Origin of the sequence: Streptomyces sp. TBY4, assembly GCF_024213195.1 — a bacterium.
Taxonomy (GTDB): domain Bacteria; phylum Actinomycetota; class Actinomycetes; order Streptomycetales; family Streptomycetaceae; genus Streptomyces.
Window position 1 is genome coordinate 130,447 of the sequence record NZ_JANAVF010000006.1, and the last position, 20,175, is coordinate 150,621.

A 20,175-nucleotide genomic window follows, 5' to 3' on the forward strand; every position below is an offset into this window, starting at 1 on the left:
CAGTAAGTGCCTCCTTAGTGGGAGTTACCGTGACTTGCCCGAATCCGGGCGAAGCTGGTCATGACCACCCCGCCAAGTCTGTCACCATGGAGACATGGGTCAGCCGGAAAGCCGGGAATCTCCGGGATCAGAACAACTGGAGCTCCCCCCGGGCCAGCGGTTGCAGCGAGGCTGGCCGGTCACCCATTACGGGCCGGTACCCAAGTTCAAGCCCGAGCGCTGGGAGTTCCGCGTCTTCGGCGCGACGGCCGACGGTGAGAAGCACTGCTGGAACCACGAGGAGTTCGCGGCCCTGCCGTTCGAGTCCGTCGAGGCGGACCTGCACTGCGTGACGAAGTTCAGCATGACCGGTGCCGAATGGGGCGGCGTGCTCGCCCGTGAGATCCTCACCCTGGCCCCGCCGTCCCCGCAGGTCACGCACGTGATGGTGTGGGCCGAGTACGGCTTCAGCTCCAACATGCGCCTCGCGGACTTCGCCTCCGAGCGGACCGTCTTCGCCACTCATCAGGGTGGTGAACTGCTCACCGCCGAGCACGGTTTTCCGCTCCGGCTGGTCGTGCCGCACCTCTACGCCTGGAAGGGCCCCAAGTGGGTCCGCGGCATCGAGTACATGACCGCCGACCGCCGCGGCTTCTGGGAGGAGCGCGGCTACCACAACATCGGCGACCCCTGGCGCGAGCAGCGCTACTCGTACCAGGAGGAGCCGGGGGACGGCCCCGAGCTGTAGCTCATCCGTTCATCCGTTCGGTGGCTCAGTGGTGGTACTGGTGGACCACCGCGTGGCCCTTGCCGCGGCCGATCATCCACTTGTTGACCGGCGTGGTGACGGCGAAGGCCACCGCGAACGCGATCCCGAGCGCCGTCCAGAACAGCGCGTCCGACAGCATCGCGTCCATGGCTCCGGGCCAGAGCAGGAGCACCCCGTTGTCGATCACTTCCATCACGGTGATCGACAGGGTGTCCGCCGCCAACGCCACCCGAATGGCCGTACGGAAGTCCAGGCCGGCGGAGCGGACCGCCCGCAGAGTGAACGCGTAGCCGAAGAAGAACGCGAGGGCGATCGCGAGGACCATCGTCGGGGCGTTCCCCCAGCCGAGCGCGGTGCCGATGACCATGCCGAGCACCTCGCCGATGGCGCACCCGGTGAGGCAGTGGAGCGTGGCCCGCGCGGCGGTGGCCCAGGTGACCTTTCCGCCGGGGGTGGCGTGGTGGTGCGCGTGGTGTCCCTGGTGCTGCTCGTGCTCGTGCTGCTGCTCGTGCGCGTGTTCCATGACAACCCCCTGGCGAGGAACGCCGGATAGCGGCTCTGTCGGTCGATATGACAGAACCGTATACCCCCCAGGGGTATTCCTCAACAGATCATCGGATCGGGGATCAGCCGAGCCCGCGCAGCTCCTTCAGGAGCGCCACGTCCGCCGCGTGCCCTTCCTTGCCGCCCGGCGTCTCGATGATCAGCGGTACGCCCTCCATCGCCGGGTGCGTGAACAGCTCGGCGAAGGCGTCCCGGCCGATGTGGCCCTGCCCGATCTGCGCGTGCCGGTCCTTGTGGGCGCCCACGCCCTCCTTGGAGTCGTTGGCGTGCACCAGCTTCAGCCGGCCCTCGCCCACCGTGTCCACCAGCAGGTCCAGCGTCTGCTTCGTCCCGCCCGGCTCCGCCAGATCGTGCCCGGCCGCGAAGATGTGGCAGGTGTCGAGGCAGATCCCGAGCATCGGGTGGCGGTCGAGGGCGTCGAAGTACGGGCCGAACTCCTCGGCGGTCGAGCACAGCGAGGAGCCCTGCCCGGCCGTGGACTCCAGCAGCAGGAAGGGGTCGTCCTCGTGCGTCAGCTCGTCCAGCAGTGGCAGCATGTGCTCCCTGACCTGCGCGTACGCCGCTTCGCGCGGCCGCCCGCCGGTCGCCGAGCCGGTGTGCACGACCACCCCGAGGGCGCCGATCGCGCGGGCCCGGCGCAGTGAGTGCCGCAGCGATTCCACGGACTTCTCCACGGTCGCCTCGGTGTGCGAGCCGAAGTTGATCAGGTACGGCGCGTGGACGTACGCCGGTATCCCCTCGGCCGAGCAGGCCTCGCGGAACAGCTCGTCCTGGGCGGGATTGCCGGCCGGGGTGGCCCAGCCGCGCGGATTGGCGACGAATACCTGCACGGCCTCGGCGCGCATCTCGCGGGCGTACGTCAGCCCGACCGAGGCGAGCCCGCCCGCGACGGGCACGTGCCCGCCGACTGGATTGCGGCTCGTTGAGTTGTTGTTCATGGCGTGCTGTTACAGCCCCTTGGTCCTGATGGTGATGGTGCTGCCCTCGGCGGCGTTCTGGCCCGCGGGGACCGACTGGGAGTCGACGGTGTTACTGAAGGAGATGAAGGGCTTGTCGATCTTGACCTTGAAGCCCAGGCCCTCCAGGGTCTTGCGGGCCGCGTCGGCCTCCTGACCGGTGACGTCCGGGACCGGGATCTGGCGGGGCCCCTTGGACACGGTCAGGGTGACCGTGTCACCCGTGGCGGCCTGGCTGCCGGCGCCGATCGACTGGTTGGCGACCGTACCGGCGGGGGAGGGGGAATTGACCTCCTCGGGGGCCGTCTCCACCTTCAGACCGAGGTCCTCCAGCGTGGAACGGGCCTGGTCGAGGGAGACGCCCGTGACGCGCGGGACCGGCACCGGACGGCCCTTGCTGACCACCATCGCCACCGGGGTGTCGAGGGACCGCTTCTGGCCGCCCACCGGGTCCGTGCTGATCACCGAGCCCTGCGCGACGTCCTGGCTGAAGGCCTGTGTGACCGCCCCCGGCGTCAGGCCGGCCGAGGTTAGCTCGGCCTTCGCGGCCTCCAGGGGCTTGCCCTTGAGGTCGGGCACCATGACGACCTCGGGCCCGCGCGAGATGGTGAGCGTCACCGCGCCGTTGCCGCGGATGCGCTTGCCGCCGGCGGGATCGGTGTTCATCACGGTCCCCTTGTCGAAGGCCGCGCTGAACTTCCGGTCGATCCGCTTCACCCCGAGCCCGGCCGCCGACAGCTGCGACTTGGCCTCCGCCTCGGTCTTGCCGAGCAGGTTCGGGACCTTCGTGAATTGGCCGGAGCTGATGTACCAGACCCCCGTGCCGAGGCCGAGGAAGAGCAGGACACCGAGTACGACGAGCAGCGGTCCGGGGCGCCGGATCCGCGAGGCGGCCGGCGCCGGCGCGGGCGGCAGGGGCGGAGCCGCGAGCCGGGAGGTGTGGGACACGGGCTCGGCATGCGAGGCGTGCGTGGTGACCGGGCGCGGGATCACGCCCGTACGGTCCTCGGCGGCGGTCCGCTCCGTGGCCCGGGCCTGCGGCGGTACGGCGTCCAGGTCGGAGTCGGCCAGCTGCGCGCGGGCGTCCATGGCCAGCCCGAGGAGCGCGGCAGCGTCGTACGGCCGCAGATCGGGGTTGCGCGCGGTGGCCTGGGCGACGAGCTCGTCCAGCACGGCGGGCAGCCCGGGGACGGCGGCCGACGGGGGCGGTACGTCCTCGTTGAGGTGCTGGTAGAGCACCTGGGCGGGGTTGTCCCCGGTGTGCGGCTTGGAGCCGGTGAGCATCTCGTAGAAGACGACGCCGCAGGCGTAGACGTCCACCCGGGTGTCGGTGACGCCGTTCTCGATCTGCTCGGGGGCGAGGTAGGAGACGGTACCGAGGACGGACCCGGTGGTGTTGGTCACGGAGTCCACGGACCGGACCAGCCCGAAGTCGGCCACCTTGACCCGGCCGTCGTCGCCGATCAGCACGTTCTCGGGCTTCATGTCCCGGTGCACGAAACCTGCGCGGTGCGCGGCGCCGAGGGCGGCGAGCACCGGCTCGAGGATGTCGAGGGCGGCCCGGGGCTGGAGCGCACCGCGCTCGCGGAGCACGTCGCGCAGCGTGCAGCCGGAGACGTACTCCATGGCGAGGTACGTGTACGGCCCGTGCGTGCCCTGGTCGAAGACGGCGACCACGTTGGGATGGGCGAGCCGGGCCACGGACTTGGCCTCCCGGATGAACCGGTCGACGAAGCCGGGATCGGCGGCGAGCGCCGGATGCATCACCTTGAGCGCGAGCACCCGGTCCAGGCGGGTGTCGACGGCCCGGTAGACCGTGGCCATGCCGCCGGCCGCGATGCGGGCATCCACGCGGTAGCGGCCGTCGAGCGTCTGCCCGACGAGGGGATCATCCAGGGTCGTATCCACCCGGAGATTCTACGAGGGCGCGACGGACCCCCGCCCCGGCCGCCGGGGGGTTGCAGCGCAGCTGTGACGTGGGGCGGCGGTACGGGTTCCCGTGCGAGCGGGGCCCTCGCCCCCTCGCGCTCCACCCCTGGCCGATGGCTGCCCACCCGCCGCCGCTCGGTGCGGGGCCGGAACGGGACCAGTACAGCGGAACCGGGTGGGAAGAGAGGGGTTGTGACGGCGGTCAGTCGCTGAGCCGGGGGGTGTGTGTAGCGATCTGATGCGCCCGTCGCCAGCACTGGCGGTTCGTGGGGTGCCTGGGCTCGGGGCGGGCCTTGCGGAGTTTGGTTGCGCCTCCCTGCTGGGCCCGTCCCTGCCTCTCTGGCCCGCCCGTTCTTTTGGGGTTTTCCGGCTGCCTTCGTTTTTCCGTGGCGGGTCGGTCTGTCAAGGGCGGCCGAAGGCCGTCGCGAAGCGACGCGAACGCAGTGAGCGCCCTTGACAGGCCGGGCCGACGCGGAAGGACGATGAGGCTGCCGGGAAACCCCAACCCTTCGACGCTCCCGGCCGGCCCGGACACCGGTTCTTCCCTGGTCCCGCCGGGCTGGGCGGTTCGGTCGCGGCCCGGCATCGGTGGGCAGCCACCGGCTCGGGGTGGGGTGCGAGGGCCCCGCTCGCACGGGAACCCGTACCGCCGCCCCCTCAGAACGCCGGGCGTTCCGGGTCCAGGGTGGCTCGGCCTTCTGTTGGGGAGGAGGCTTCTGCGAAGCGGCGTTGGGGGATGCGGCCCGCGCGGTGGGCCAGGCGGCCTGCCGTGACCGCGTCGCGCATGGCCGCGGCCATCAGGACGGGGAGCTGGGCCCGGGTGACCGCGGAGGCGAGCATGACGGCCGCGCAGCCCAGTTCCATGGCCAGGGCCACGTCCGAGGCCGTTCCGGCGCCGGCGTCCAGGATGACGGGGACACCGGCGCGTTCGGTGATCAGCTCGAAGTTGTGCGGGTTGCGGATGCCCATGCCGGAGCCGATGGGGGAGCCGAGCGGCATGATCGCCGCGCAGCCCACGTCCTCCAGTTTGCGGGCGAGGACCGGGTCGTCGTTCGTGTAGGGGAGGACGGTGAAGCCCTCGTCGACCAGGGTTTCGGCCGCGTCGAGCAGTTCGACCCCGTCCGGGAGGAGGGTGCGTTCGTCCGCGACGACCTCCAGCTTGATCCAGTCCGTGCCGAGGGCCTCCCGGGCGAGGCGCGCCGTCAGGACGGCCTCGCCCGCCGTGAAGCAGCCCGCGGTGTTGGGGAGGACCGCGATGCCGAGGCGGTTCAGGACGGACAGGACCGAGCCCTGGACCGTCGGGTCGAGGCGCCGCATGGCAACCGTGGTGAGTTCCGTGCCGGACGCGACGAGCGCCCGTTCCAGGATGTCCAGGCTCGGGGCCCCGCCGGTGCCCATGATCAGGCGCGAGGAGAAGGTCCGGCCGGCGAGGGTGAAGAGGTCGTCCGCCATGTGTTCCACCATGTGTTCAGCCTCCCTGGACTGCGGTGAGGACCTCGACGCGGTCGCCGTCGGTCACGGAGGTGTAGGGCCACTGGCCGCGCGGCACCACGGTCTCGTTGAGGGCGGCCGCGACTCCCCTGGTGGCCTCGGTGAGGGTGGCGACGACGGCGGCGAGCATGGTCCCGTCCGCGATCTCGCGCGGCTCGCCGTTGACGGAGACGGAGATGGTCATGCGAACGACTCCTGTCGCGCGAGGGCGGAGGTGGGGGTGGCCGTGAGGGCGGGCGTGGCGGCGAAACGGCGCGGGGTGAAGGGGCGGGCGATCTCCGGCAGTTCGCCGGTGGTCAGCAGGTCCGCCATCACGTCCCCCGTGAGGGGAGTGAGCAGGACGCCGTTGCGGTAGTGGCCGGTGGCCAGGTGCAGGCCCGGGAGTTCGGTCGGGCCGAGGAGGGGGGCGTTGTCCGGCGAGCCGGGACGCAGCCCGGCCAGGGTCTCCACCAGGGGGAGTTCGGTGATCCCGGGCACCAGCTCGTGGGCGTCGCGCAGGAGTTCGTAGACCCCGCCCGCGGTGACGGTGGTGTCCCAGCCGAGTTCCTCGCTGGTGGCGCCGACGACGAGTTCGCCGTTCTCGCGGGGCACGAGGTAGACGTGGCTGCCGCGCACCACGGCCCGTACGGTCCGGGACAGGAACGGGGCGTACGCGGGCGGCACCGCGAGCCGCAGCACCTGACCCTTCACCGGGCGTACGGGGGCCACGGCCTCGGGCGGTACGCCGTCCAGCCGGCCGCTGAGCGAGCCCGCGGCCAGCACCACCTGGTCGGCGCGCAGCTCCGAACCGTCCGCGTCGTCGAGGACCGCGCCGCAGGCCCGGTCGGCGGTGGTCAGCAGGCGGGCCGCGCCGGCCCGGTGCAGGGCGACCCCGGCCCGTTCGCAGGCGGCCAGCAGGGCGGCCGCGAGGCGGCGGGGGTCGACCTGGTGGTCGCCGTCCACGCGCAGGCCGCCGCGTACGCCCGGGGCCAGCATCGGTTCCAGGCGTCGGCACTCGCGGCCGGTCAGCCACTCGGACTCCAGTCCGCAGCGGCGCTGGAGGGCGTGCAGTTCGCGCAGGTGCAGCCGGTCGTCGGCGTCGAGGGCGACGGCGAGGGTGCCGCAGGCGCGGTAGCCGATGTCCATGCCGCCGCTGGCTTCGGCGAGCTCGTCGGCGAACTCGGGGTAGCGGGCGGCGGAGGCGAGGTTGAGCCCGAGCAGGGTCTCCTCGCCGTAGTGCAGCTCGGTGACGGCGGCCAGCATGCCGGCCGCGACCTGCGCGGCGCCGCCGCCGGGGGCCGGATCGGCCAGCGCGGTGCGCAGCCCGCGGCGGGCCGCCCGCCAGGCGGTGACCAGGCCGATGATGCCGCCCCCGATGACGAGGACGTCGTAGCCGGGACTCCGGCCGTTCCTGGATGAATGCATGGGCGTCCAGCCCCTCCCTTCGCCGGCATGACCCGGATCAGGTTCGTACGGTCGGAGGCCGGCCAGCCTCCCTCTCAGCCCGGTGCGCCCGGACTCCCGCGATAGGTTCGGAGTCAGAGTAACGCCGAGGCCGACGGGCGGTAAGGCGGCCTCCCCGGTGGGCCGCCGCGGCCGGGCCGCGGCGGGTTTCCGGTCGGTGCCCGCCCGCTATTCCTGACGGACCGTCAGTTGATTAGGCTGGGCCGCGTGAGCGAGCAGAGGCAAGAGCAGGCGGAGCAGCAGACGCGGCAGGCCGACGGCGATCGGCGCGGCGTGGTGATCGTCGGCGCCGGGATGGCCGGGGTCCAGACCGCGGTCGCCCTACGGGAACAGGGCTGGACCGGGCCGGTCACCCTGCTGGGGGCCGAACCCCACCAGCCCTACGACCGGCCCCCGCTGTCCAAGGCGGTGCTCCTCGGCAAGGCCGAGGACTCGGCCTTCGACGTCGACTTCGAGGAGCTCCGCATCGAGCTCCGGCTCGGGGTCGAGGTCACCGGGCTGCGGGCCGCCGACCGGGAGGTGGACACCGAGGCCGGACCGGTCCCGTACGAGGTCCTCGTGCTGGCGACCGGAGCCCTCCCGCTGACCCTGCCCGGCGCGGAGGGCGTCCCCGGCGTCCACCTGCTGCGCACCCTCGACGACGCGGCCCGGCTGCGGCCCGTCCTGGCGGCCGGCTCCGCCGTGGTGGTGGTCGGGGCCGGGTGGATCGGCGCGGAATTCGCCACCGCCGCGCGCGAGGCGGGCTGCGCGGTGACGGTGGTCGAGGCGGCCGACCGGGTACTGGCGGGCGCGCTGCCCGCGGAGGTCGCCGAACCGATGGGCGCCTGGTACGCCCAGGCCGGCGCCGAGCTGCTGACGGGCGCGCGGGTGGCCTCCGTGGAGCCGGGCCGGGTCCTGCTGGCCGACGGGCGGGCGCTGCCGGCCGGTGCGGTGGTCGTCGGCATCGGCGCGCGGCCGGCCACCGGATGGCTGGCGGGCTCCGGCGTGGAGCTCGGGGCGGACGGGGCGGTGGTCGCCGACGAGTGGCTGCGGACCTCGGTGCCCGGGGTGTACGCCGTGGGGGACTGCGCCTCGTTCCCGTCGGGGCGCTACGGGTCCCGCCTGCTGGTGCACCACTGGGACAACGCGCTCCAGGGGCCGCGGGTGGTGGCGGCGGACATCCTGGCCGGGGGCTCCGGGGAGCAGGTCTACGACCCGGTCCCGTACTTCTGGTCGGAGCAGTTCGGCCGCTTCGTGCAGTACGCGGGGCACCACGGCGGGGCGGACGCGATGGTGTGGCGCGGGGACCCGGGGGCCGACACCTGGTCGGCGTGCTGGCTGCGGGAGGGCCGGCTGGTGGCGGTGCTCGCGGTGGGGCGCCCGCGGGACCTCGCCCAGGGGCGGCGCCTCATCGAGTCGGGGGCCCTGGTGGACCCGGCGAAGGTCTCCGACCCGGGGGTCGCCCTGAAGTCCACCCTCCGCTGACCGGGCGGGGGCGGGCGCGCAGACCGGCGCCGGGGCCACCCAGGCCTCGCCCCGGGCCTTGTCCCGGCTCGGCCCCCCCCGAAATTCGGGTCGGCTCCGGCCCGGCTTGGGGGCTGTGTCGTGGCCCCTCCGGACCCCGGACGGGGTCGCTCGGGTACCGGCGGGGAGTTCGAGGTGGCAGGCTTGTGCTCGTGACCGAGATTGACGCAAAGATCGATGCCCTTGTTCCCGCCTGGCTGTACCTCCCCGACATCGCGGAGATGCTCGACATCGAAGTGACCAAGGTTCGCCAGCTGGTCAAGGAGGGTCAGCTGCTCGCGGTGCGCCGCGGCGAGAACCGCTCCCTCCAGGTCCCCGCCGCCTTCATCGACGGAGACAAGATCGTCAAGGGCCTGGTCGGTCTGCTGACCGTGCTCCGCGACGACCGCTTCACCGACGCGGAGATCCTGGAGTGGCTCTTCACCGCCGACGAGACCCTGCCCGGCACCCCCGTGCAGGCGCTGAGCGAGAATCGCGGCACGGAGGTGAAGCGCCGCGCTCAGGCGCTCGCCATCTGACCTGAACAGCAACAGCAAGCACAAGCGCGGTGTGCGGACCCCGGCCGGGTCCGCACACCGCGTACGTACGTACGACACACCACCCGGGGGTACCCATGTCCGCCATCGCCGCCCAGCTGTCCGACGCCCGGCTCTACCTGTGCACGGACGCCCGCAAGCGGCAGGGCGACCTCCCCGAGTTCCTGGACGCCGTGCTCGCCGGTGGCGTGGACATCGTCCAGCTCCGCGACAAGGGCATGGAGGCCGGCGAGGAGCTGGAGCACCTCCAGGTCTTCGCCGAAGCGGCCCGCCGCCACGGGAAGCTGCTCGCCGTCAACGACCGGGCCGACGTCGCGCACGCGATCGGCTCGGACGTGCTGCACCTCGGGCAGGGCGACATCCCGGTGCCCGCAGCCCGCGCCATCCTGGGGCAGACGGTCCTCATCGGCCGCTCCTGCCACTCCGAGGCGGAGGTCGACGCGGCCGCCGCCGAGCCCGGCGTGGACTACTTCTGCACCGGCCCCTGCTGGCCCACCCCCACCAAGCCCGGCCGGTTCGCCCCCGGCCTCGGCCTCGTCCGGCACGCTGCCTCGCTCGCCCAGGACCGGCCGTGGTTCGCCATCGGCGGGATCGACGCGGGCAATCTGGACGAGGTCCTGGACGCCGGCGCCTCCCGCGTCGTGGTCGTACGGGCCCTCACCGAGGCCTCCGACCCCGGCGCCGCCGCCGCCGACCTCGCCAAGCGGGTCCGGGCCCGGCTCGGCTAGCCGACTCGGGCAGGGCCGCCCGCCGCGCGAAGCACCCCGCGTCTCATTTTTGAGTCCAATCCGTGGACAACGCTTCGGTGGACCCCGACCCGCGTCTAACCTCCCCGTATGGCCTTTGGTACCTCTTCCACCTGGTCGGACCGTGCGCACACGGTCCGAGACCTCATCGCGTCCGGGCGCTCGTACTCCTTCGAGTTCTGGGCCCCCAAGACGGAGAAGGGCGAGCGCAACCTCTGGAACGCGCTGCGCCGGGTCGAGGCGGTGGCGCCGAGCTTCGTCTCCGTCACCTACGGGGCCGGCGGCTCCACCCGCGGCGGCACCGTCCGGGCCACCGAGCAGATCGCCTCGGACACCACGCTGACCCCGGTCGCGCACCTCACCGCCGTCGACCACTCGATCGCCGAGCTGCGCAACGTCATCGGGCAGTTCGCCGACGCGGGCATCCGGAACATGCTCGTCGTGCGCGGAGACCCGCCGGGCAACCCCATGGGCGAGTGGGTGCCGCACCCGGAGGGCGTGCACTACGCGGCCGACCTGGTCCGGCTGGTCAAGGAGTCCGGCGACTTCTGCGTCGGCGTCGCGGCCTTCCCCGAGATGCACCCCCGCTCCACGGACTGGGACACGGACATCCGTCACTTCGTGGACAAGTGCCGCGCGGGCGCCGACTATGCGATCACACAGATGTTCTTCGATCCGGAGCACTACCTCCGGATGCGCGACAGCGTGGCGAAGGCGGGCTGCGAGACCCCGATCATCCCCGAGGTCATGCCTGTTGTGAACATCAAGCAGCTCGACCGGCTCCCGCAACTCAGCAACGCGATCTTCCCTGCGGCTGTGAAAGAGCGCATGCTCGCGGTCAAGGACGACGCAGCCGCTGTACGCTCCATTGGCATCGAGTTCGCCACGGAGTTCTGCGCGCGGCTGCTGTCCGAGGGTGTCCCGGGGCTGCACTTCATCACGCTGAACAATTCCACGGCGACGCTGGAGATCTACGAGAACTTGGGCCTGCACCAGCGGGCCTGATCGGCCGGCCCCCGTTCCCGGGCGGGCGGCCGTACCGAGAGGGGCCCCGCATGGGAATGACGGTCCTCTACATCGCGTTCGGTTTCGTCGCGCTGTGGCTGCTTGCCGAGGTCCTGATGCAGTACAAGGCCCGGCTGCGCTGGCGCCTGCTCGCCTTCGCCGGCTTCGTCGGCGTGGTCGCCGGTGTCGTGCTGCCGTCGGTGCTCGTCATCGGGGCCGGCGCCGTCGCCTTCGCGATCGGCCAGACGCTGGTGACCCTCTCCTTCCGCAAGGGCTTCGTGTCCGGCTGGTCGCTGCGCCGGGGCAAGGCCCCCGCGCCCGAGCCCGCCCAGAGCCGGCGCCGCCGGGCCGGGGGCGCACCGCGTCCCGAGCCGGCCCTGGAGGTCACGGCCCTGGAGTACGGGCCCGACCCGGCCGGGGACGCGGACTCCGAGGACGACTCCGCCGAGGATTCCGGCGCGTTCACCGGGGGCGGCGTGCACGCACCGGCTCCCGGGTTCCACCCCGCGCAGCCGGCCGCCGGTTCGTACGCGGCCCCCGGCGAGACCGCCGCCTTCGCCTCTCCGTTCGCCCCGGCCGAGCAGGACGCCCACCAGTACGCGGCGTACTACGACCCGCAGGGCCAGGGCGGCTACGACTACACGACCGGCTATCCGGCCCCCGGCGAGCAGCAGGTCTACGCCGCGTACTCGGATCCGTACATCGGCACCGGCGGAGCCGTCGCCCCGCAGCAGCCCTACGGCTACCCGGCCCCGTACGGCGGCTACGCCCCGGACCCGTACGCGACCGGGCAGCAGGAGCAGTACTCCTTGGACACCCCGCCCGGCGGGGTCTGGGTCCCGCAGCAGCGCGATGCCACCCAGCCCTACCCGGTGGAGGAGCCGCAGCAGCAGCCGTACCCGAACCCGTACCCGTACCAGGGCACGGGGGAGTACGAGCAGTACCGCTACTAGCGGGAGCCGCGGAAGTCCGCGCCCTCCACGATGAGCCCGGCCACCAGGGCCCCCGTCATCCCGGCGTGCGCCAGTCCGCCGCCCGGGTGCGCCCAGCCGCCGGCCAGGTACAGCCCGGGCACGGCCGTGGTGTTGGCGGGGTGCAGCAGCCGGCCCCCGGCTCCGGCCAGTGAGGGCGCGGGCACGCGGCCCTGCGCCGCGCCGGTGGCCGCCTCGACGTCGGCCGGGGTGCGCAGCTCGTGCCACAGCAGCCGCTCCCGCAGCCCGGGGACGACGCGGGCGGCCGCCGCCAGCAGGTCCTCGGCGGACGGAGCGGCCGCTGCCCCCGCCGTCACCACGGCGTGCACGGTGACCGCCTCGTGCTCGGCGTCCGGCCGGGTGGCGGGGTCGTCGGGGCGCAGCACGGTGACGGGGCCTGCCAGCGTGCGGTGCGCGGCCCCGTCCTCGCGGTCCCCGCGCAGCGCGGCGAACAGGGTGTACCAGTGTGCGGGCTCCGTAGGGGCGGGCGCGGCGTCGAACGCGGGCGGCATCTTCACGAGCTGGGGGTCGGCCGCGCAGACCACGTGGTCGGCCGTCACCTCGGTGCCGTCGGCCAGGCGCAGCCCGGCTGCCCGCCCGCCCTGCACGAGGACCTCCCGCACCGCCACGCCGAACTCGAAGACGACCTTCCGCTCCAGGCACCGTTCGTACACGGCGGTGGCCAGCTCCCGGACCCCGCCGCGCACGTACCAGCTGCCGAAGGTCTGCTCCATGTAGGGGAGCACCGCCGCCGAGGCGGGCGCGGTCGCCGGATCGACCCCGTACGCCCGTACGCGCGCGGTGAGCAGCTCGTCGAAGCCGTTGCCGCCGAGCTCGCGGGCCGCGACCTCGGCCAGGGTGGGCGGCCGGCGGCGCAGCAGTCCGCTCCCGCGCAGCGCGGGGTACGGATCGCGGCCCAGGGCCGACCGGTCCTGCTTCAGCGGCTCTTCCAGGAGCGGCCGGCGGGTGGCGTCCCAGGCGTCCCGGGCACGGCCCAGGACCGCGCTCCAGCGGTCCCCGGAGCCGGGCCCGAAGGCCGCGTCGACCGCGGCGGCGGCGCCGCCGTGCGAGCCGCCCGGGAAGGTGACCGTACGGCCGTCCGGGAGGAGGTAGCGGACGGCGGGGTCGATCTGGACCAGCTCGGCGCACTCCTCCAGGGGGCGCTTGCCGGTCTTGACGAACAGGTCGCGGTAGACGGCGGGCAGGTGCACCAGCCCGGGGCCGGTGTCGAAGACGAAGCCGTCGCGGGCGTACCGGCCGACGGCCCCGCCGTAGGTCGCCCCGCGCTCGTACACCGTCACCTGATGTCCGGCCACGGCCAGCCGTGCCGCCGTCGCCATCGCGCCCATCCCGGCGCCGATCACCGCAATTCGTGCCATGCCGCTGAGCCTATCGAGCGACCCGGGAGACCTCTGCGGCGAGCCTCTTTTCCTCGCGGCGCTGGGCGCGGCGGCGCAGGAAGCGGCGGATCCTGGCCCAGAGGTAGATCAGCAGGGCGAGTCCGATGATCAGCAGGACGGCGCAGATGATCGCGGCGGCCTCCGGATTGAACATGGCGAAGGTGACGATGCCGCCCACGCCGAGGTCCTCGGCGGTGCTCATGATGACGTTGCTGAACGGCTCGGGCGAGGTGTTGATCGCCATGCGCGTGCCGGCTTTGACGAAATGGCTGGCCAGGGCGGTGGAGCCGCCGACCGCGCCGGCGGCGATGTCTGACAGCGAGCCGCTCTGCCCGGCCAGCAGTGCGCCGACCACCGCTCCGGACACCGGGCGGATCACGGTGTGGACGGTGTCCCAGAGGGAGTCCACGAACGGGATCTTGTCGGCGACCGCCTCGCAGAGGAAGAGGACGGCGGCGACGGCGAGCACGTCGGTGCGCTGCAGGGACGCGGGGACCTCGTCGGTCAGGCCGGCCCGGCCGAAGATGCCGAGCAGGAGGACCACGGCGTATGCGTTGATCCCACTGGCCCAGCCGCTGGTGAAGACCAGGGGGAGCACACTCATCTGATCATCATGTCCCAGAAGCCGCGATCCGGCGCGGAAGCGGCGATGGCGACAGGCCGCGGGAACGCAGGCCGCGGGAAAACGGTGAGGGGACGGCCGCCTTCCGGCGGCCGTCCCCTCACCCGAGTCTGTCAGCGGGGCCTACTGCCCCTGTTCGTCACGGCGGCGCTGCCACCGTTCCTCGATACGGGTCATCATCGACCGACGCTGCCGGTTCTGCCCTTGGGGCGAACCGGCTGCACTACCGGAGACGGGCTGCTCACCAGGCTTGGGTGCCTTGCGCCAACCGGTGACCACGAGCACCGTACAGCCCAGCATGACGAGGAATCCCACCACGCTGATCCACAGTACGTTCGGCACGATCACACCGGTCATGAGGAGCGCGATACCCACCACAATGCCTGCGACTGCCTGGTAGACCCGTCGCCGGGTGTACGTGCGCAGTCCGCTTCCCTCAAGCGCTGTAGCGAATTTGGGATCTTCGGCGTACAGCGCTCGCTCCATCTGCTCGAGCATTCGCTGCTCGTGCTCCGAGAGCGGCACGGGAGTCCTCCTCATCCGTCGGTCGCGGGGGGTAGCGACCAGGGGTCCCCTTCAGGATAGGCGGGGAATCGCCCCCGTGATACCCGCCCTCTACGCCACGTTCTAAAAAAACACTGCCCGTAAAAAGTACCGCTTGGGGAATGCTCAGCGCCGTCATGAACGGCCCACTGAGGGCGTTATTCCCCAGAGGTCCGCTCGGCATGCCGGGCGCTGACCCCGATCATACGGGTCACGACGCCGGTTCGGAGGGTGAGTGGCGCACCGCGTTCCCGCAAGCTCCGCAGATCAGGCGGGCTTCTCGCCCAGGACGTGCAGCTGCGTGGCGACCGCGTGGAACGCGGGAAGCTCGGCGGCGGCCTCCTCCAGTCGCATCAGGGCCTCGACGGCGCCCGGCTCGGTGTCGACCAGGACGCCCGGGACGAGGTCGGCGAAGATCCGGACCCCGTGCACCGCGCCCACGGCCAGACCGGCGTCGGAGACCAGGGCGGAGAGCTGCTCGGCCGTGAAGCGGCGCGGTACCGGATCGCCCGCGCCCCAGCGGCCGGCCGGGTCGGTCAGGGCCGTACGGGCCTCCGTGAAGTGCCCGGCCAGGGCGCGGGCCAGGACGGCCCCGCCGAGCCCGGCGCCGAGCAGGCTGAGGACGCCGCCGGGGCGCAGGGCGGCCACCGCGTTGGCCACGCCCTCGGCCGGGTCGTCCACGTACTCCAGCACGCCGTGGCAGATCACCACGTCGTAGGAATCGCGCTCGACGACATCGAGCAGACCCTGCGCGTCGCCCTGCACCCCGCGGACCAGATCGGCCACGCCGGCCTCGGCGACCCGGCGCTCCAGCCCGAACAGGGCGTTGGGGCTCGGGTCGACCACGGTGACCCGGTGGCCGAGGCGGGCCACCGGCACGGCGAACTTGCCCGTACCGCCACCCGTGTCCACCACGTCCAGCACGTCCCGCCCGGTCGCCTTCACCCGGCGGTCGAGCGCCTCCTTGAGGACCTCCCACACCACGGCGGTGCGGAGAGAGGCGCGGGGGCGGGAAGTGTCCGACACGGCTGATGGCTCCTCGGCGCGTTGGTGAGCGGTCGCTGCCCACCCTATTGCCTCGCGCTGCCGGGCAGGTCATCCCGCGTCCGGACGCTCCGTACGAGGCAGCGGCAGGCTCTGGGCCGAGCCGGTCGGCGTCAGCGGACGGAGCGAGAGCATCCGCTCCACCAGGCGCAGGAACATCGCGACGGCACGCACCAGATCGTCCGCGTCCCGGCCGGTGGCCGCTCCCGCTATGCCGGCCTCCGCCCGCGCCCGGCGTGCCGCGCCGGAGGCGAAGAGCGCGCTCCACTCGGTCAGTTCGGGCGCTATCTCCGGGAGCACCTCCCACGCGCTGCGGATCCGCGGCCTGCGCCGGGGGTGCACCGGTTCGGGCCGCCCGCGCGCGGCGAGCACGGCCGCTGCGGTGCGCAGCGCGGCGAGATGGGCGGTGGCGTACCGCTCGTTGGGCCGGGTCAGCCGGGCGGCTTCGGCCAGGCCCTCGTGGGCCTTGGCGAGCAGATCGAGGGCGGCGGGGGGTGCCGCCGACTTCCGGGGGACGGGGTGGACAGGGGACGGGGACGGTGTGGCCATGACGAACCTCCTGTCGTTGCGTGCGCTGCGCGCTGCCTGGTGGAGCTCCTACGAGTTGCGCTGTTCCTGCGGGCTGTACCTGCGTGCCGTTCCTGCGTGCTGTTCTTACGTCCCCCATCGTGACGGCCCCCACTGACAATCGCGCTGACCTGCGGTTTCGCCCCCGGTCCCGGGGCCTTGGCCGGGCAACTGCCGCCCGGTGCGCAGCGGATGCCGCAGGGGATGCTAGTTTTTGAACTGACCGGTCAGTTCAAAAGGAGGGGGAGGGCGTGGACAGCCCGCACGGCGCGGCCGTCAGAGCCGAGGACTTCGGAGTCAAGGGCCCGCGCGGCTGGGTGTTCCGGGGGATCGGGATCGACGCGGCGCCCGGCTCGCTCATCGCGGTCGAAGGCCCCTCCGGCAGCGGGCGGACCTGCCTGCTCCTCGCCCTCACCGGCCGGATGAAGGCCACCGAGGGCCACGCCGAGATCGGCCGCCACCGGCTGCCGAAGAAGATGGCCGCGGTCCGCCGCATCGCCGCCCTCGGCCCGGTACCCGGGGTCAACGACCTCGATCAGGCCCTCACCGTCGCCGAGCAGCTGCGCGAGGGCGCCCTGCTCCAGCGCCGCTACGACGGCCCCGTGCGCGCCCTGCTCCGCCCGCGCGGCGAGCGGCGCGCCTCCGCCGCGGCCCGCATCGACGCCGCGCTGGCCGCCGCCGGACTCGACCTCGGCACCCTGCCGAAGGGTCCGCGCACCTCCGTACGGGACCTGGAACGGCTGGAGTCCGTACGGCTGTCGGTGGCCATGGCGCTGCTCGGCTCGCCGCGCCTGCTGGCCCTGGACGACCTGGACCTCAAGCTCTCGGACGCCGAACGCGCCGAGGCCTGGGACCTGCTGCGCTCCCTCGCGGCCCGCGGGACCACCGTCCTCGCGGTGTGCAGCGAAGCCCCGGCCGACGCGACGGTCCTGCGCACCGGCCCGGCGGCGGAGCCCGCCGCGGAACCGGCCGCGGAACCGGCCGCCGAGCCCGCCGCCGCTCCGGCCGGGGGATCTGCCGCGGGCGCAGCGGTCGTACCCCGGCCCCTGGACTCCAAGATCACCTGGGGCACGCGGACCGCCACCCCGCAGGACTCCGAGGGCGCCGCGGCCGCCGAGCCCGACACGACCGCCGAACCGGCCGAGCCCGGCCCGACCGCCGAGCCCGACCCGCACCACACGCCCGACACGAAGGGGGACGACGATGCGCTCGCCGAAGCTGGCCGCGCTTGAGCTGAAGCGGTTCGGGCGGGGGAAGCTGCCCCGGGCCGCCCTCGTCGCGCTGCTCCTGCTGCCGCTGCTCTACGGAGCCCTGTACCTGTGGTCCTTCTGGGACCCCTACAGCCGCCTCGACAAGGTGCCGGTCGCCCTCGTCAACTCCGACAAGGGCGCCACCGTCGACGGCAAGCAGATCGACGCCGGCGGCGAGATCACCCGCAAGCTGCACGACAGCAAGACCTTCGACTGGCGCGAGGTGAGCGAGAAGGAGGCCGCCAAGGGGCTGGAGAACGGCACCTACTACCTCTCCCTCACCATGCCCACCGACTTCAGCGAGAAGATCGCCTCCAGTTCCGGAGCCGACCCCGCCACCGGAGCCCTCCAGGTCCGCACCAACGACGCGAACAACTACATCGTCGGCTCGATCTCGCGCACCGTCTTCGCCGAGGTCCGCTCGGCGGCGTCCACCAACGCCTCCCGCGGCTTCCTCGACAAGATCTTCGTCAACTTCTCCGACCTCCACGACAAGACCGCCCAGGCCGCCGACGGAGCCGACAAGCTCACGGACGGGGCGGGCAAGGCCCAGAAGGGCGCCAAGGACCTGGCCGACGGCCTGGACACGGCGAAGGAGAAGAACGGCGAGCTCACCGGCGGCCTGAAGAAGCTGAACGGCGCCGCCGGACAGCTGGAGACGGGGACGAAGGACATCGCGGCCGGCACCCAGCGGCTCGCCGACGTGGTCGGCGGCGTCGCCGACAAGGCCCGCCCCTTCCTCAAGGACCCCAAGAGCCTCGCGGACAGCGCCGAACTCGTCGCCGACACCGCCAAGGTCGTCAACAAGCACCTCGAAGCCTTCGCCAAGGCGGCCCCGGCGGCCGCCACCGTCACCCAGCGCGTCTCCACCGGCGCCGCCGAGGTCTACGCGAAGACCTGCACCACCGGCGCCCAGCCGCTCCCCGAAACCTGCCCGCAGCTGAAGCGGCTCAAGGAGGACGCCGCCGAAGCCGCCGAGCTCGCCGGTGACGTGGACACCCTGCTCAAGAACGCGAACGGCGACCTCGCCACCCTCCGCCAGCAGCTCACCGACCTGGAGCGCGAAGCCCGCCTCCTCGTCACGAAGGCCCCGGGCCTCTCCGCGGACCTCGAAGGGGCGGTCACCCAGGTGAACGCCCTCAACGACGGCGCCCACAAGGTCGCCGACGGCATGGTCCGGCTGCACACCGGCATCGGCTCGGCCACCCAGGGCTCCGGCGAACTCGGTGCGGGCGTCGGCAAGCTCGGCGCCGGCGCGCACGACCTCGACGGCGGCCTCGTCAAGCTCGTCGACGGCAACGGCGAACTCGCCGGCGGCCTGCACGACGGCGCCGGACAGATCCCGGCCTACGACCAGCAGCAGCGCGAAGCCCGCACCGAGGTCATGGCCGACCCGGTCCGGCTCGCCAACCAGTCCCTGCACAAGGCGCCCAACTACGGCACCGGCTTCGCCCCGTACTTCATCCCGCTCTCCCTCTGGGTCGGCGCGATGGTCGCCTACATGCTGATCGCACCGCTGAACCGGCGCGCGCTCGCCGCCGGAGCCTCGCCCTGGCGGATCGCCTTCGCGGGCTGGCTGCCCGTGGTGGGGATCGGCGCCGCGCAGGTGGGCGCACTGATGTCCGTACTGCACTGGGGACTCGGCCTGCAGATGGCCCGGCCGGCCCTCACCGTCGGCTTCCTGATGCTGGTCACCGCCTGCTTCGCCGCGATCGTCCAGTGGCTCAACGCCAAGTTCGGCGCCGCCGGACGGATCCTGGTCCTGGCCGTCCTGATGCTCCAGCTGACCTCCGCGGGCGGCACCTACCCCGTCCAGACCAGCCCCGGCTTCTTCAACGCCATCCACCCCTACCTGCCGATGTCGTACGTGGTCGAGAGCCTGCGCCGGCTCATCACCGGCGGCGATCTCGCCCCGGTCTGGCAGGGCTTCGCCGTCCTCACCGCCTTCACGGCGGGGGCTCTCGCCCTCACCGCGCTCGCCGCCCGCGGCAAGCAGGTGTGGACGATGGACCGGCTGCGCCCGGAACTGAGCCTGTAGCCCGATGGGACAAGTTGACCTGTGACAATCAGCGCCATGGACAGCAGCAGCACCGGTACGGCCACGGGCGGCGGACGCCGCCAGGCCACACGGCAGAAGCTCTACGAAGCAGCCGTCACCCTCATAGCGGAGCAGGGGTTCTCCGCGACCACGGTCGAGGAGATCGCGGAACGGGCGGGCGTGGCGAAGGGCACCGTCTACTACAACTTCGCCAGCAAGAACGACCTCTTCGAGGAGCTGCTGCGGCACGGGGTCGGACTCCTGACCGCCTCCCTGCGGACGGCCGCGGAATCCACCGAGGCCAGTGGCGGGACCAGGGTCGAGGCGCTCGACGAGATGATCCGGGCCGGACTGGTCTTCATCGACCGGTACCCCGCCTTCACCCAGCTCTACGTCGCCGAGCTGTGGCGCACCAACCGGACCTGGCAGTCCACGCTGATGGTCGTCCGGCGGGAGGCGGTCGCCGTCGTCGAGACGGTGCTGCGGGAAGGTGTGGAACGGGGGGAGCTCAGCGCGGAGATCGACGTGCCGCTGACGGCTGCGGCGCTGGTGGGGATGGTGCTGGTCGCGGCGCTGGACTGGCAGTCGTTCCAGAGCGAGCGGTCGCTCGACGACGTGCACTCGGCGTTGTCGCTGCTGCTGCGGGGGCGGGTGAGCGGGAACCGCTGACGGTGGCTGTCTGTCGGGGGTGACCCCCGATCGGCGGTGCCGCGGGGGTGGCGGGGCCGCGTAGAACTGGTGGGGCGGGTGAGTATCCGTACCTAGTCGCGGAAATGAGTATCTGCGCGGATGGGGTGCGGGTTGCTGGCACGCCAGACT

The 20,175-nt window shown here is 72.7% G+C and carries 20 protein-coding genes and 1 riboswitch; of the genes, 9 read left to right on the forward strand and 11 right to left on the reverse strand.

The genetic code is table 11. From position 1 onward, the window contains the following. Positions 1–94 precede the first annotated feature (94 nt). On the forward strand, positions 95–727 hold the full coding sequence (locus NLX94_RS16435; protein WP_254383506.1) for a sulfite oxidase-like oxidoreductase: 633 nt from the start codon (positions 95–97) through the stop codon (positions 725–727). A 25-nt stretch (positions 728–752) separates the two neighbouring features. On the opposite strand, the gene NLX94_RS16440 is transcribed toward NLX94_RS16435, so the two are convergent. The 6 genes from NLX94_RS16440 to thiO all read right to left on the reverse strand — a co-directional run bounded on the left by NLX94_RS16440 (position 753) and on the right by thiO (position 7,092). Further along, a complete protein-coding gene (locus NLX94_RS16440; RefSeq protein ID WP_254383507.1) occupies positions 753–1,271 on the reverse strand; it encodes a DUF4396 domain-containing protein in 519 nt (172 codons plus the stop codon). 103 nt (positions 1,272–1,374) lie between these two features. Next, on the reverse strand, positions 1,375–2,250 hold the full coding sequence (locus NLX94_RS16445; protein ID WP_254383508.1) for a deoxyribonuclease IV: 876 nt from the start codon (positions 2,248–2,250) through the stop codon (positions 1,375–1,377). Positions 2,251–2,259: 9 nt separating this feature from the next. Next, entirely contained in the window at positions 2,260–4,176 is a 1,917-nt protein-coding gene (gene pknB, locus NLX94_RS16450; protein WP_254383510.1) for a Stk1 family PASTA domain-containing Ser/Thr kinase, read from the reverse strand. Positions 4,177–4,854: 678 nt separating this feature from the next. Beyond that, the gene (locus NLX94_RS16455) at positions 4,855–5,649 is read right to left on the reverse strand and encodes a thiazole synthase (protein WP_254383953.1); all 795 of its coding nucleotides are present in this window, start codon (positions 5,647–5,649) and stop codon (positions 4,855–4,857) included. Between the two features lie 16 nt (positions 5,650–5,665). After that, a complete protein-coding gene (thiS, locus tag NLX94_RS16460) occupies positions 5,666–5,872 on the reverse strand; it encodes a sulfur carrier protein ThiS (RefSeq protein ID WP_254383512.1) in 207 nt (68 codons plus the stop codon). Further along, the gene (gene thiO, locus NLX94_RS16465) at positions 5,869–7,092 is read right to left on the reverse strand and encodes a glycine oxidase ThiO (protein ID WP_254383514.1); all 1,224 of its coding nucleotides are present in this window, start codon (positions 7,090–7,092) and stop codon (positions 5,869–5,871) included. Before thiO ends, thiS begins: the two co-directional genes overlap by 4 nt. Beyond that, positions 7,090–7,202: riboswitch (TPP riboswitch) on the reverse strand. Its footprint overlaps the gene before it by 3 nt. A 223-nt stretch (positions 7,203–7,425) precedes the next feature. Here thiO and NLX94_RS16470 point away from each other — a divergent pair. From NLX94_RS16470 to NLX94_RS16490, 5 genes are all read left to right on the forward strand, one after another. Next, a complete protein-coding gene (locus tag NLX94_RS16470) occupies positions 7,426–8,595 on the forward strand; it encodes an FAD-dependent oxidoreductase (protein WP_302169753.1) in 1,170 nt (389 codons plus the stop codon). Between the two features lie 191 nt (positions 8,596–8,786). Continuing rightward, positions 8,787–9,152, forward strand: coding sequence for an Rv2175c family DNA-binding protein (locus NLX94_RS16475; RefSeq protein ID WP_243330105.1), 366 nt, complete (start codon positions 8,787–8,789; stop codon positions 9,150–9,152). Between the two features lie 95 nt (positions 9,153–9,247). Continuing rightward, positions 9,248–9,898, forward strand: a complete 651-nt coding sequence (gene thiE / locus NLX94_RS16480) for a thiamine phosphate synthase (RefSeq protein WP_254383516.1) — start codon at positions 9,248–9,250, stop codon at positions 9,896–9,898. A gap of 108 nt (positions 9,899–10,006) precedes the next feature. Continuing rightward, a complete protein-coding gene (metF, locus tag NLX94_RS16485; protein ID WP_254383517.1) occupies positions 10,007–10,921 on the forward strand; it encodes a methylenetetrahydrofolate reductase [NAD(P)H] in 915 nt (304 codons plus the stop codon). A gap of 50 nt (positions 10,922–10,971) precedes the next feature. Next, positions 10,972–11,874, forward strand: coding sequence for a hypothetical protein (locus tag NLX94_RS16490; RefSeq protein WP_254383519.1), 903 nt, complete (start codon positions 10,972–10,974; stop codon positions 11,872–11,874). On the opposite strand, the gene NLX94_RS16495 is transcribed toward NLX94_RS16490, so the two are convergent. From NLX94_RS16495 to NLX94_RS16515, 5 genes are all read right to left on the reverse strand, one after another. Then, a complete protein-coding gene (locus tag NLX94_RS16495; RefSeq protein WP_254383521.1) occupies positions 11,871–13,271 on the reverse strand; it encodes an NAD(P)/FAD-dependent oxidoreductase in 1,401 nt (466 codons plus the stop codon). The two genes, NLX94_RS16490 and NLX94_RS16495, sit on opposite strands and share 4 nt — an antisense overlap. Positions 13,272–13,281: 10 nt before the next feature. Beyond that, positions 13,282–13,896 (reverse strand): DUF4126 domain-containing protein, encoded by a 615-nt coding sequence (locus NLX94_RS16500; protein ID WP_254383523.1) that lies wholly within the window; start codon positions 13,894–13,896, stop codon positions 13,282–13,284. A gap of 141 nt (positions 13,897–14,037) precedes the next feature. Next, positions 14,038–14,439, reverse strand: coding sequence for a DUF3040 domain-containing protein (locus NLX94_RS16505; RefSeq protein ID WP_254383525.1), 402 nt, complete (start codon positions 14,437–14,439; stop codon positions 14,038–14,040). A 285-nt stretch (positions 14,440–14,724) separates the two neighbouring features. Continuing rightward, complete coding sequence (locus NLX94_RS16510; protein WP_254383527.1) at positions 14,725–15,483, reverse strand: methyltransferase; 759 nt, start codon at positions 15,481–15,483, stop codon at positions 14,725–14,727. 69 nt (positions 15,484–15,552) lie between these two features. After that, complete coding sequence (locus tag NLX94_RS16515; RefSeq protein ID WP_254383529.1) at positions 15,553–16,050, reverse strand: SAV_6107 family HEPN domain-containing protein; 498 nt, start codon at positions 16,048–16,050, stop codon at positions 15,553–15,555. 269 nt (positions 16,051–16,319) lie between these two features. Here NLX94_RS16515 and NLX94_RS16520 point away from each other — a divergent pair, with 269 nt between their 5' ends. Genes NLX94_RS16520 through NLX94_RS16530 form a run of 3 tightly spaced genes read left to right on the forward strand, consistent with a single transcriptional unit; the run spans position 16,320 to position 20,025 of the window. Beyond that, positions 16,320–17,300 (forward strand): ATP-binding cassette domain-containing protein, encoded by a 981-nt coding sequence (locus NLX94_RS16520; protein WP_254383531.1) that lies wholly within the window; start codon positions 16,320–16,322, stop codon positions 17,298–17,300. Then, complete coding sequence (locus tag NLX94_RS16525) at positions 17,272–19,356, forward strand: YhgE/Pip family protein (protein ID WP_254383532.1); 2,085 nt, start codon at positions 17,272–17,274, stop codon at positions 19,354–19,356. Before NLX94_RS16520 ends, NLX94_RS16525 begins: the two co-directional genes overlap by 29 nt. A 36-nt stretch (positions 19,357–19,392) precedes the next feature. Beyond that, on the forward strand, positions 19,393–20,025 hold the full coding sequence (locus NLX94_RS16530) for a TetR/AcrR family transcriptional regulator (protein ID WP_302169630.1): 633 nt from the start codon (positions 19,393–19,395) through the stop codon (positions 20,023–20,025). Positions 20,026–20,175: the final 150 nt, after the last annotated feature.

Bases quoted from the DNA above. Each gene is read 5' to 3' on its own strand.
- NLX94_RS16435 (WP_254383506.1), top strand. From the start codon at position 95: ATGGGTCAGCCGGAAAGCCGGGAATCTCCGGGATCAGAACAACTGGAG.
- NLX94_RS16440 (WP_254383507.1), bottom strand. From the start codon at position 1,271: ATGGAACACGCGCACGAGCAGCAGCACGAGCACGAGCAGCACCAGGGA.
- NLX94_RS16445 (WP_254383508.1), bottom strand. From the start codon at position 2,250: ATGAACAACAACTCAACGAGCCGCAATCCAGTCGGCGGGCACGTGCCC.
- NLX94_RS16455 (WP_254383953.1), bottom strand. From the start codon at position 5,649: ATGGCGGACGACCTCTTCACCCTCGCCGGCCGGACCTTCTCCTCGCGC.
- thiS (WP_254383512.1), bottom strand. From the start codon at position 5,872: ATGACCATCTCCGTCTCCGTCAACGGCGAGCCGCGCGAGATCGCGGAC.
- thiO (WP_254383514.1), bottom strand. From the start codon at position 7,092: ATGCATTCATCCAGGAACGGCCGGAGTCCCGGCTACGACGTCCTCGTC.
- NLX94_RS16470 (WP_302169753.1), top strand. From the start codon at position 7,426: ATGGCCGGGGTCCAGACCGCGGTCGCCCTACGGGAACAGGGCTGGACC.
- thiE (WP_254383516.1), top strand. From the start codon at position 9,248: ATGTCCGCCATCGCCGCCCAGCTGTCCGACGCCCGGCTCTACCTGTGC.
- metF (WP_254383517.1), top strand. From the start codon at position 10,007: ATGGCCTTTGGTACCTCTTCCACCTGGTCGGACCGTGCGCACACGGTC.
- NLX94_RS16490 (WP_254383519.1), top strand. From the start codon at position 10,972: ATGGGAATGACGGTCCTCTACATCGCGTTCGGTTTCGTCGCGCTGTGG.
- NLX94_RS16495 (WP_254383521.1), bottom strand. From the start codon at position 13,271: ATGGCACGAATTGCGGTGATCGGCGCCGGGATGGGCGCGATGGCGACG.
- NLX94_RS16500 (WP_254383523.1), bottom strand. From the start codon at position 13,896: ATGAGTGTGCTCCCCCTGGTCTTCACCAGCGGCTGGGCCAGTGGGATC.
- NLX94_RS16515 (WP_254383529.1), bottom strand. From the start codon at position 16,050: ATGGCCACACCGTCCCCGTCCCCTGTCCACCCCGTCCCCCGGAAGTCG.
- NLX94_RS16525 (WP_254383532.1), top strand. From the start codon at position 17,272: ATGCGCTCGCCGAAGCTGGCCGCGCTTGAGCTGAAGCGGTTCGGGCGG.
- NLX94_RS16530 (WP_302169630.1), top strand. From the start codon at position 19,393: ATGGACAGCAGCAGCACCGGTACGGCCACGGGCGGCGGACGCCGCCAG.